The sequence below is a fragment of the Streptococcus pseudopneumoniae genome (assembly GCF_001072315.1).
Classification (GTDB): Bacteria; Bacillota; Bacilli; order Lactobacillales; family Streptococcaceae; genus Streptococcus; species Streptococcus pseudopneumoniae_R.
The window spans coordinates 19,534-30,910 of record NZ_JVLI01000100.1 but is presented as its reverse complement, the minus strand read 5'-3'; the positions used below and the strand labels follow the sequence as shown (position 1 = coordinate 30,910).

11 protein-coding genes are annotated in these 11,377 nt (G+C 37.4%); all 11 read right to left on the bottom strand.

The window, feature by feature from the left end; translation table 11 throughout:
• Positions 1 to 25 precede the first annotated feature (25 nt).
• Positions 26 to 1,246, bottom strand: coding sequence for a DNA cytosine methyltransferase (locus tag ADH54_RS05130; protein ID WP_049524284.1), 1,221 nt, complete (start codon positions 1,244 to 1,246; stop codon positions 26 to 28).
• Positions 1,247 to 1,266: 20 nt separating this feature from the next.
• Positions 1,267 to 1,932 (bottom strand): hypothetical protein, encoded by a 666-nt coding sequence (locus ADH54_RS05125; protein WP_049524283.1) that lies wholly within the window; start codon positions 1,930 to 1,932, stop codon positions 1,267 to 1,269.
• 10 nt (positions 1,933 to 1,942) lie between these two features.
• A complete protein-coding gene (locus tag ADH54_RS05120) occupies positions 1,943 to 2,593 on the bottom strand; it encodes a hypothetical protein (protein WP_049524282.1) in 651 nt (216 codons plus the stop codon).
• 2 nt (positions 2,594 to 2,595) lie between these two features.
• A complete protein-coding gene (locus ADH54_RS05115) occupies positions 2,596 to 4,719 on the bottom strand; it encodes an ATP-binding protein (RefSeq protein WP_049524281.1) in 2,124 nt (707 codons plus the stop codon).
• Positions 4,720 to 4,722: 3 nt separating this feature from the next.
• Positions 4,723 to 5,925 (bottom strand): DNA cytosine methyltransferase, encoded by a 1,203-nt coding sequence (locus tag ADH54_RS05110; RefSeq protein ID WP_399553654.1) that lies wholly within the window; start codon positions 5,923 to 5,925, stop codon positions 4,723 to 4,725.
• A gap of 69 nt (positions 5,926 to 5,994) precedes the next feature.
• Positions 5,995 to 8,646 (bottom strand): valine--tRNA ligase, encoded by a 2,652-nt coding sequence (locus tag ADH54_RS05105; protein WP_049524279.1) that lies wholly within the window; start codon positions 8,644 to 8,646, stop codon positions 5,995 to 5,997.
• The gene (locus tag ADH54_RS05100; protein ID WP_049524278.1) at positions 8,639 to 9,217 is read right to left on the bottom strand and encodes an AAA family ATPase; all 579 of its coding nucleotides are present in this window, start codon (positions 9,215 to 9,217) and stop codon (positions 8,639 to 8,641) included. The genes ADH54_RS05105 and ADH54_RS05100 overlap by 8 nt, the downstream gene beginning before the upstream one ends.
• Entirely contained in the window at positions 9,217 to 9,777 is a 561-nt protein-coding gene (locus ADH54_RS05095) for a GNAT family N-acetyltransferase (protein ID WP_049524277.1), read from the bottom strand. The genes ADH54_RS05100 and ADH54_RS05095 overlap by 1 nt, the downstream gene beginning before the upstream one ends.
• A complete protein-coding gene (locus ADH54_RS05090) occupies positions 9,764 to 10,342 on the bottom strand; it encodes a flavin reductase family protein (RefSeq protein ID WP_049524276.1) in 579 nt (192 codons plus the stop codon). Before ADH54_RS05090 ends, ADH54_RS05095 begins: the two co-directional genes overlap by 14 nt.
• Positions 10,343 to 10,624: 282 nt before the next feature.
• A complete protein-coding gene (locus ADH54_RS05085) occupies positions 10,625 to 11,020 on the bottom strand; it encodes a helix-hairpin-helix domain-containing protein (RefSeq protein WP_049524275.1) in 396 nt (131 codons plus the stop codon).
• A gap of 95 nt (positions 11,021 to 11,115) precedes the next feature.
• Positions 11,116 to 11,370 carry a DUF1912 family protein gene (locus tag ADH54_RS05080; RefSeq protein ID WP_000119707.1) on the bottom strand — a complete coding sequence of 85 codons (255 nt, stop codon included), beginning with the start codon at positions 11,368 to 11,370 and terminating at the stop codon, positions 11,116 to 11,118.
• Positions 11,371 to 11,377: the final 7 nt, after the last annotated feature.

Below are 11,377 nucleotides of genomic sequence, written 5' to 3'. Positions count from 1 at the left end.
TTTCACTAATCCTCTTATATATTCGTTAATTAATACTGTAAAATTCAAGATTTCCTCGTTTTTTAACCAATTTTAAATAATCTTCACCAGACAGAAGGGCTAGACCATCGTCATAAGACTTGATTTTTTCAAGAGCTTGATCATAGCTATCTACAAAGTCCTTGACATAGGACTGCCCTTCAAATTGTCCATTCATCTTGGTGTAGATAATAGCGAATTTTCCTGAGCGGTTAAGTTGAGATTGCCCTTGGCTGTCATTCAAGGCCTTGGCAACATTTTCCGCGATGCGTTTAATCACGGGAACGACTACACTATTTCCAGCTTGTTTGTAGAGCTGACCGTTAGAAACACCTTCTGGGATTTTAAAAGATTTAGGATAACCTTGAACATTAAAAGTTTCTTTCGGTGTCAGCTTACGAATCTCACCACTGTCCGTCAGTATCAATGGAACGTTGTGCCCACCTGTTCCCATGTTTGCTGTCAGAGTAGGGACAACGCCGTTTTTATTTTCACGAACATATTGACGGCGCCACTGGTAAACTGTGTCTTGACTGGTAACTTCAAATTTTAACTGGTCGTAGAAATTTTGCTTACCTTCACGGTAGTAGTAGACCTCGTCTAGCTGATCACCGAAGTTAATCACATCCTGAAGACTCGTAGTCAACTTGATTTCCTCTGGGAATTCAAACAAGTCATAAGCTTCCTTGGTGTCAAAACCAACAATGTAAATCCGCTCACGGTTTTGTGGGATATTTCCAAAGTCTTTCCCGTTGAGAACCTTCCACTTGATAAAGTAGTTGTTCTCGGTCAAGGCTTCACGAATTACCTTGAAGGTATTGCCATGGTCATGACCGACCATGTTTTTGACGTTTTCAATGAAAATAGCGCGAGGTTTACAGCCCTCAATCATCCGAAGTAATTCAAAGAAAAGATCTCCACGATCATCATCAAAGCCCTTGCGATAACCCGCAATACTAAAGGCCTGACAAGGGAATCCTCCCATAATCACATCCACACGCTCAGCTGGAATATCCTCGGGCTGAACATCGTGAATATCGCGACCATCCAAATAGGTATCTGGATGGTTTAACTGATAAGTCTGACGCGCATACTTATCAAACTCATTGGCATACACCACTCTGAACTCGTTGGTTTGTTCAAATCCCAACTCAATTCCCCCAACACCTGAGAAGAAAGCTGCAATGTTGTACTTCTCAGAGCGGTTCGAACTTACAGAATTTGTCATGTAGTAACCTGCTTTCTAAATTATTCGACTTTCTCTGCACCGTTTCCATGTATTACTATATTTTTAGCAACATTTGTAACTGCTACAACAGTTTGATTTATTTCTTTTGCTTTATAAAAATGTGGATAGTTTCTTTTTTTGATTTCTGCTTTGAGTATTGATTTTTTTCTCAACTCCCATTCAAGTACTCTTCTGGTTTTTTCAAATGTCCAACTATGGTCAATTGCTTTAGTAAGCACATTTTCAAAAACCTCCTTATATAGATCTTTTATATACTGTGAATAGTAAGGAGAGATATAATCTTTAGAGCTTTTTTTATTAAAGTGTATCTTAGTATTAAAACCCAAATATACTGTACAATTTCCATTCTGAACAAGTTCCTTACCTAAGTATCTCGCAGTTCCACAAGATATAGCAATTACTTTTCCTAACGATAATACAGTGTTAGCATCAAGCAAAGTTTGTTTTGGAGAACAATGAAACCGATGGTAGAGAGAATCTTTAGAACCATGACATACAAAGATATTGGTGTTATTGCTGTCAATATTCGATATATAATCTCTTTTTCTGTCACTGGATATCAAGCTAATATTTCTTTTAGTAGAATTATCTTGTATTTTTTTTAAAAAACTACCAAATCGTTTCATGTTATCATCTAATCTATTTTTAAATAACACAATAGGCATACTATCATCCTTAATATTTATAGTTTAACAATACGGTAGACATTGTTTCTAGCAATTCTACTCCAAATTTTTTTCCAACTTCTGAATTTAGTTGATATTCTTTTAAAATTTCTGAAATTGTGTACTCTGTTCCATCAGACTCAAAATACAAATAGTCACCACTCTTCTCGTATTTTAATTTAGTTTCCTTTAAAAATCGAATAATTGGATCAATATCCTTCACACATTTTTCGATAATATCTGCAATTAAATGAGGATTATTTTTAGGAACTATCCCATCAATTTTATAGTCATTAATCAATCTGAAGAACTCTTCGTCAGTAATATTTAATTTTGCTTCAATATTTGTGACTCTATTTTGGTATTTGAAATCTGTCGAATAAAAAACAATTTTATCTACCATATTGACTTCTCTAAAATCACGAATAAAATCGGTCCCGACAGTCTTATCTGCAGACTGAAAAAAACCATTTCTTAAATTATAATCAACCATTAAAACATCAAAAGTTTCGTGTTTGATAGTTTCATACTCATTTTCATTAGAAACCAAGGAAAATTTTGAATTTATTCCTTTTCTTTTAATGAGCATTTCGTATAGTGGAAAGTTACTTTCTATCTGTCGCTCATCATCAATTACTAAAATTTTAAAAACATTTTCCATATTTATCTCCTAGGCAATTTTATTAAGAAAGATGTAGAAAAATCATCTTCCTCAATATCAACTAAATGGATTGTTCCATTAATATCTGTTAGATTCTCTTTAACTGATGCTAACCCAATGCCTGTACCACTCGTTTCTGAACTCCACAAGGAAAAAACAGTGGCATATTTGTCTTTTGGAATACCACAACCATTATCTGAAAAATAGATTGCAATTTCTTTATCATTCAATTGAATCATTATTCTAATTTTTGCATTATCAATCCCTTCTAGCGCTTTGACTGAATTGTTTAACAAGTTATCAAATACTGTTAGTAATGACTCTCTAGCACAAAAAACTTTTACATGGTCAGTTTCTTTTGGACAAACAATCTCAAGACTGATATTCTTTTGATGTAGATATGATTCATACTGATCAGAAATTCTATCAATTATATCATTTAGAATTTCATTTTTTTTATGAAGTTTTGTAGAATTAACTCTATCTAAGGAACCTTCAACTAATTTTGCAATATCTTCATATAAAGTATATAAAACACTTAAATCAATATCTAAATTCTTCTCTTCAATAATCATTTGATAATAAATTAATTGTCCCTGAAGAACAACTAGTTTATTTTTTATAGAATGAAGCATCTCAAATAAAATACCTTCACGATTACTTAACTGAGAATAAATTTTGATCTTAGATTCTATTTTATCAGAAGCCTTCTCAATCTTATCAATTCTATCATTCAGTAAGACTTCTGTGGAGGCAATATTATCTAAGAATATTTTCTTATCCTCAGGTGCAATTACTAAACCATCAATAGTATCTTTAAGTTCTTTAACCTTCGTATCAATATCTACTTTAAGTTCTGAAGTTTCTTTTTTAACAGTATCATAGCCATCCTGAGCTTGTTTTTTTATTCTATTGAAGATAAAGTTTTCAAACATTGAAATTAAGTTCCACAGAAAATCTTTTAATGATTCAAATTCTGGTCGATCTTCAATAAAGCCAACCCTATCAGTTGCTTCTTTTAACGCATCTAATTGTGATAAATCTTTACCATCTAGAAAAACATTGCCCACTAAATCTCTCGTGCCAAAAGTTCTAAATATTCCCTGAGCATGATGTCTATCAATTTCTAGCCAATCGTTATGAGGTTCTCCATAAGGTACAATACGAAACTTATCTCTAAAAATTTTTATATTGCCATAATCAGAGGGACGAATTCCCATCCGTCTCGTGAAAGAAATTTTCTCACCTTTATCTAAATAATAAATCTCAACAAATGTTCTACCAAAAGGAGATTGTTTTTCGAAGATTTGTACACGCTCAACATATTCTATTTCATCATCTATTTTGATTGATATTTCAGCCATACCATCTGATCCCAGGTCTGCTTCAATTTTACATTTCAAATGCTCAAAAGTATCATTTTTTAAGTGAGTAGACTCTTTTACCTCTCCTTCAACGTAAAATGATATTTTAATTTTAAAATCTGATTCATCATCAATGGGAGATAAAAATTTTGAAATATCTTTTTTTAGTTTCTCAATATTGTTATTCTCCCATTCATCTCGTAATTTTTTTATTGTTAGAGATAAACCAGAGGAAATATTTTGTTCAAGAAATTCAATATAATACTCATTTTTTATTTCTTGTAATAGTTTACTCCTATCATCATATTTATTCCAATCAAAATATACTATCACCTTCTCATTTAGTTTAGATTGTCCAATAGATTCTAAAATTAATTCTTCACCAATTTTATCAACACCAAATCTACCAATGCCTTTTTCACCGTTTGCAAATCGAGTGATTAATTCACCCATTTTTTTAGAATCCAAACGAAGTAGTTTATTTTTCTCTTTAGAGGAATTTCCAAGTTCCATCCAATACTTATCCACTTCTTCAACAGTCATACCAATTCCATTGTCGATGATTTTAATCTTTGAATTTTCAGAAGATTTCCACCCTTTGTCTACAAATAAAAAATCATGAAATTGAATATCTACTTCTGTTGCGCCAGCATCATATGAATTTTTTATCAATTCAAATATAGCTATATTGTTATTTGTTATTAATTCTTGTCCAACTAGTGTTTTTAACTTTGAATTTGTTCTAAAAGTAAATTCAGCCATAAATTACTCCCTAATAATCTTCAGCAAAGTAAGTCCAACTTGTTCCGCAAACAAAGGTGGAACAGCATTAGCGACTTGAGTATATCTAGGAACATCCGTTTTTCGTCGTTCACCCCCTGTAGTATATGGTCCTTTGAATTCATAATCGTCTGGAAAACTTTGTATTCTAGCATGTTCTCTAACGGTCATGATTCTAGGTTCATCATAATGTATATAATCATCCGGAATAGAAGTAAGCGTATTACAGATCGAATTTTTCTTTAAAGGAGTTACTCCACGCTTCTTTAAACCTTCAACCAGATTCATAGATGGTGTAATTCGTATACTTTTTTCGGAAGCAGTCATTAAACGTTTAAATAAATCTATTGTTTCACTTTTATGTTTCGCGAATCGATGACTATCGGGGAAAGCGCCTCGTTCAATGTTGTTTCTCATTAATTTTTGATATGCTGAAGTTGCTCGACCATACTTCCCATTTTTAAATGCCTTAGTGTCTTTACTACTGACTTCTCCATGACTTTTTTTCAAATCATTAATAGCTTGAGAAATTGTAATTGGTATTTTTAGACCTCTATCTCTTAAAAAACAATCTTTATTTTTCAATAATTCGTCAAAAAAAACTTCATAGCTTTCATTTTTGGATGCAAATAGAATGAATCGTTTCCTGTTTTGAGGAACACCGTATTCTGACATAGTAACAATTTTGTAGTCTAAGTTATATCCTAATTCATGCAACTCGGAAACAAGAATATCTGAATATTTTTGTTTATCCTTATGATCCTTAAACCCTACAGTAAATCCTTGAACATTTTCAAAAAATAACATAGTAGGTTGAACTAATTTGATAAACTCAATATACGAATGCATTAATTGATTTCTGATATCATTATTTTTTCTCTTTCCAGCCATGGAAAATCCTTGACATGGTGGACCACCTACAACTAAATCAACAGAACCTTTTAATTCAGCAAGTTCCTCGCTATGAATTTCTAGAAGTTCGTTTATATCCCAATTTTTCATTTCAAGCCAATTCGGCCATGAAAAATGATTTTTTCTTTCCATTAAATTGTATTTTAAAGTACTAAAAGCATCTTTATTTTTTTCAACTGCAAATATTCCATGCAACCCAGCATTATAAAGCCCTAAAGATAAACCACCGGAACCTGCAAATAAATCTATATATCTCATGAATTCTCTTTCAGTCATTAAAATTTATTATTACAATTTTATCACAAATTAAAGTAAAAAACACGGATCATCACCGTGTTTCTATGTTTATTTAACGAGTTTCTTCATCTCATCAATACGTGCTACGGTCGCGTCGTATTTCGCTTGGTAGTCGGCTTGTTTGTCGCGTTCTTTTTGGACAACTTCTGGTTTGGCATTGGCTACGAAGCGTTCGTTAGAGAGCTTCTTGCCGACCATGTCCAGTTCTTTTTGCCATTTAGCCAGTTCCTTGTCAAGACGAGCCAGTTCTTCTTCGACATTGAGGAGGTCTGCCAGTGGCAAGTAGATTTCTGCTCCAGTGATGACGCTTGACATAGCGAGTTCAGGTGCAGGGATTGTTGAAGCGATTTCCAAGTGTTCTGGATTTGTGAAGCGTTTGATGTAGTTGACATTACTGTTAAAGAAGGCTTCCAAGTCGCTATCACTAGTCTTAACAAGGATTGTGATTGGCTTGCTTGGTGCTACGTTTACTTCTGCACGCGCATTCCGAACGGCACGGATCAAGTCTTTAAGGCTTTCCACACCAGTGTGAGCCGCCAGGTCTTCAAATGCTGGGTTGACAGTTGGGTATGCTGCTGTAACGATAGAGCCTTCTGAGATTTGTCCAAAGATTTCCTCTGTCACGAATGGCATGATTGGGTGAAGGAGACGAAGGATCTTGTCCAAGGTATAAAGGAGAACAGAACGTGTGATGACTTTCTCTTCTTCATTGTCGCTATAAAGGACTTCCTTGGTCAATTCAACGTACCAGTCCGCAAACTCGTCCCAGATGAAGTTGTAGAGGATGTGTCCAGCAACACCAAACTCGAACTTGTCAAAGTTTTCAGTAACCTTGCCAATCGTTTCATTGAGGTTGTGGAGAATCCAGCGGTCTGTGACATTTCCAGCTTCCTTGTTAACAACTTTTTCCACATTGGCAGTTGCTTGCTCAAGAGTCAAGCCTTCATTGTTCATGAGGATGTAGCGAGAGATGTTCCAAATCTTGTTAATGAAGTTCCATGAAGCATCCATTTTCTCGTAAGAGAAGCGCACGTCTTGCCCTGGTGCAGAACCGTTTGAAAGGAACCAACGAAGGCTATCTGTTCCGTACTTATCAATAACATCCATTGGATCAATCCCGTTACCGAGAGATTTCGACATCTTGCGTCCTTGCTCATCACGAATGAGACCATGAATCAAGGCATTTTTGAATGGCGACTTGCCAGTAAATTCCAAACCTTGGAAAATCATCCGAGACACCCAGAACGGAATAATATCATAACCAGTCACCAAAGTTGATGTTGGATAATAACGTTTGAAGTCTTCTGAGTCGACATCAGGCCAGCCCATAGTTGAGAATGGCCAAAGGGCAGAACTGAACCAAGTATCCAAGACGTCTTCGTCCTGAGTCCAACCGTCACCTTCTGGAGCTTCTTCGCCGACATATATTTCACCCTCAGCATTGTACCAAGCAGGGATTTGGTGACCCCACCAGAGCTGACGAGAGATTACCCAGTCATGGACATTTTCCATCCATTGAAGGAAGGTATCGTTGAAACGAGGTGGGTAGAATTCGACCTTGTCTTCTGTGTCTTGGTTGGCAATAGCATTTTTAGCCAATTGATCCATCTTGACGAACCACTGCGTAGACAAGCGTGGCTCCACCACAACACCCGTACGCTCTGAGTGACCAACACTGTGGATACGTTTTTCGATTTTAACAAGGGCACCGATTTCTTCCAACTTAGCAACAACTGCCTTACGAGCTTCAAAACGGTCCATGCCTGCAAATTCGAAGGCTAAGTCATTCATAGTACCGTCGTCGTTCATGACGTTGACTTGTGGCAAGTTGTGACGTTGACCAACCAAGAAGTCATTTGGATCGTGAGCAGGCGTGATTTTAACAACACCAGTACCAAACTCGGGATCGGCATGTTCGTCTGCAACGATTGGGATTAGTTTATTAGCAATTGGAAGGATGACGTTTTTTCCAATCAAGTCCTTGTAGCGTGGATCTTCTGGATTGACCGCAACGGCAACGTCCCCAAACATAGTCTCAGGACGAGTTGTGGCAACTTCAAGGACGCGTGAACCGTCTTCCAGCATGTAGTTCATGTGGTAGAAGGCACCTTCGACATCCTTGTGGATTACCTCAATATCAGAAAGGGCTGTACGAGCTGCTGGATCCCAGTTGATGATAAACTCACCACGGTAGATCCAACCTTTCTTGTAAAGGTCCACAAAGACCTTGCGAACGGCTTTTGACAAACCTTCATCAAGAGTGAAACGCTCACGAGAGTAGTCGACAGAGAGCCCCATCTTGCCCCATTGTTCCTTGATGGTAGTGGCATATTCATCTTTCCATTCCCAGACTTTTTCCAAGAATTTTTCACGACCCAGGTCATAGCGGCTGATGCCCTCACCACGCAAGCGCTCCTCAACCTTAGCCTGAGTCGCAATCCCTGCATGGTCCATCCCAGGAAGCCAAAGGGTATCAAAACCTTGCATACGTTTTTGACGGATAATGATATCCTGCAAAGTCGTATCCCAAGCGTGACCAAGGTGAAGCTTACCAGTTACATTTGGTGGTGGAATCACGATTGAATAAGGCTTAGCCTTTTGATCTCCTGAAGGCTTGAAAACATCAGCGTCAAGCCATTTTTGGTAACGACCAGCCTCAACCTCGGCTGGATTGTATTTAGGTGAAAGTTCTTTAGACATGTGTTTGTCCTTTCTCTATTGTATTCATTTTATCTTGAATCTGCTTAGCAGCTTCTTCTGCAGACAAATTCGTATTATTTATTTTAAAGTAGTGGTGCAACTCATTCGGTTGATGTTGAGAATTTAATTGAAGTGTTTCAGCAGTCTCTAAAATTTCTCTTTCAGATACCTCAATATGTCGTTTTAAGGGTTTGTGCTTTAATCGATTCTCCGTTCGATTTCGACGTATGCGCTCTTCAAGACTTGTTTCCAACTCAACAAAAAGAATCTCTTGATGATAATCATCCAACAAATCCTGAATTTGCTTCAAATACAGCAGCTGGTACTGATTTGAAAAATCAATTACGTCTGTTAAAATTACTGATCGCTGATTTCTTGCACTTGCTCCAAGGAAAGAAAAGGTAATTCCACGAACAAATTCCCACATCTCCTCTGTATAATCCTGATAGATTTCTAGTGCAAAATCGATGACTTGATGGTTATAAAAGAGGGTAGAATCCGTCAGTCGAGATAGTTCTTGACCAATCGTCATTTTTCCTGAGGCCGGAGCACCAATGATGAAAAGATGCATCAAATTACCTCCCACTCACTCCTCAGCAAGCCATATCTCAAATCATCACAGCGCTTGCCTTGAGCATCTTTACGGTCTCTTATGCGAGCTTCAAGGGTGAAACCAAGTTTCTCAGCGACTCGTTGACTTTGAAGGTTGTAACCAAAGCAAGACAATTCAATCTTGTGTAGGTTCAATTCTTTAAAAGCTAGGTTAATCAAGGCACTCGCTGCTTCGGGCACATAGCCTCGACCCCAATAATCGGGGTGCAAGGTATAGCCAATTTCCAGTACATCATCTTCATGACGATGGTTGAAATCAACAGAGCCGATAACTTTATCAGTCCCTTTGACAACAATTCCATAGCCTGCTGGGAGATTATCCTTTTCATTGCGCTTAGGAAGGATATGCTCTAGATAATAAATCTCATCTTCCAAGGTCTTGACGGGCGGAAAGCCTGCAGGGTAGGAGACTTCTGGCAAACTGGCGTAGGCATGAATATCCTCGGCATCCGCCACTGTACGGACTCGTAAAACAAGACGTTCTGTTTCTAATCGTTCTGGCAGTTCAGCTCTTGTCATCCTTCTTCCTCGCTTTCTTGATAAAGCTCCCCTTAATATCTACACGCTTGTCCAGATAACGATAGACGCGCTGATATCCATCTCCCATGAAATAGGTTGGGGCAAACAGTTCATTTCTAAAATGTCCCTTTTCATCCAAAAGTTCTGGGTCAACAAGTCTCTCAACAATCTTAGCGAAAATATGACAAATTCCCCCTTCCTCAACAATCCTATCTACCTGGCAATCCAAAACGACTGGACAAGATTCCAAAATTGGAGCATGAGTTCGTTCAGAAAGATCGTATTCTAGTGCCAGGTGTTTCAGTTTCTCCCGATGACTGATAAAGCCGGCCTGCTCCATCGCAAGCATAGAAGTTTCATCAGGGATATTCACGGTGAACTGTTGATAATGCTTAATCTGCTCAGCCGCATTTTCCTCAGAACCAACACCAATGACTAGCCAATCTCCCAGACTATAAGAGGAGCTGCAGGTCGTTATATTGTGTCCAAAATTCTGGTCCTGATATCCCAAAATGAAGATTGGAAAACCATAATAGAGTTTACTTGTGTTAAAAGATTGCTTCATGACAACCTCCTTTGACCAAAACGCAAAAGAAAAGCCCTGCCATCTACATGACAGGGACGAATGTGTTTATCCGCGGTACCACCCAATTTCGGGCAGCGCCCGCAACTCTTGTCTTTAAAATAAAAAGACAGTAATATTTCATTTTTTCAGTCATCAGCAACCAGTTTTGACACATTTGTGGACTTCTCAGCACCGCCACTTTCTGTAAAATGTGGAATTCAAAACACCTCTGATGGCTTTATTGTAGCAAGTTTTTCTTAGAATTGCAAGGGACAAGAAAGATTACTTGAACTTAATGCCGTTTTCTTTCAATTTCTTGATGGTAGCTGGGCCGATTCCTTTCAAGGCAAGGAGTTCTTTTTCAGTCCAGTTTTTGAAATCTGAAGCAGACTTGATGCCTTCATCATAGAAAGTTTTGGCACGGTCAAGTGGAAGTCCACCCAAGTTTGCTGCAAAATCTTCTACAGAATTGGCTACTTTTTGAGCTTGTTCTTTAGTAACTTCTACTGCTTGTTCAACTTTTTTAGAAACAGCCTTACCAGCTTGGCTTGCTGACTGTTCTGCACGTTTTACGACTTTTTTTGTCTCTTCTACAACCTTCGTCACAGTACTTGAAAAGGCACCTGCACGACGGAGGCTATTTCGTAATTGTTTTTTACGATTGAGTTTCTTTGACATGATAAAATCCTTTCAATAAAAAACCCCTGCTCTGACAAGGATTTAATATAAATATTCTATCAAGATTTTAGTAAAAAATCAAGAATCTATCTCGTTTAATAATTTCTCTCACCAAACAAGCCTTCTGGCAAATCATGGAATCCCTTGCCTGCCTTGAAGTTTTCAAACTTACCAAGCAAGAACTGATACGCATCCAAGCGACTTTCGTATCGGATCATAGCATCTTTGGCACGCTCGTCTTGGTCTTCTTCGTAGACTTTTTGGCTTTCCTTATGCGCCATGTCGTTGATCATGATTTGGGTATTGACCCAAGCTTCAAATTCCTTCATAAATTCTTGTTCGTAACTCATTTTTTCT

Coding starts and splice junctions, on each gene's coding strand:
- ADH54_RS05130 (WP_049524284.1), bottom strand. CDS start 1,246: ATGACAAATTCTGTAAGTTCGAACCGCTCTGAGAAGTACAACATTGCA.
- ADH54_RS05125 (WP_049524283.1), bottom strand. CDS start 1,932: ATGCCTATTGTGTTATTTAAAAATAGATTAGATGATAACATGAAACGA.
- ADH54_RS05120 (WP_049524282.1), bottom strand. CDS start 2,593: ATGGAAAATGTTTTTAAAATTTTAGTAATTGATGATGAGCGACAGATA.
- ADH54_RS05115 (WP_049524281.1), bottom strand. CDS start 4,719: ATGGCTGAATTTACTTTTAGAACAAATTCAAAGTTAAAAACACTAGTT.
- ADH54_RS05110 (WP_399553654.1), bottom strand. CDS start 5,925: ATGACTGAAAGAGAATTCATGAGATATATAGATTTATTTGCAGGTTCC.
- ADH54_RS05105 (WP_049524279.1), bottom strand. CDS start 8,646: ATGTCTAAAGAACTTTCACCTAAATACAATCCAGCCGAGGTTGAGGCT.
- ADH54_RS05100 (WP_049524278.1), bottom strand. CDS start 9,217: ATGCATCTTTTCATCATTGGTGCTCCGGCCTCAGGAAAAATGACGATT.
- ADH54_RS05095 (WP_049524277.1), bottom strand. CDS start 9,777: ATGACAAGAGCTGAACTGCCAGAACGATTAGAAACAGAACGTCTTGTT.
- ADH54_RS05090 (WP_049524276.1), bottom strand. CDS start 10,342: ATGAAGCAATCTTTTAACACAAGTAAACTCTATTATGGTTTTCCAATC.
- ADH54_RS05085 (WP_049524275.1), bottom strand. CDS start 11,020: ATGTCAAAGAAACTCAATCGTAAAAAACAATTACGAAATAGCCTCCGT.
- ADH54_RS05080 (WP_000119707.1), bottom strand. CDS start 11,370: ATGAGTTACGAACAAGAATTTATGAAGGAATTTGAAGCTTGGGTCAAT.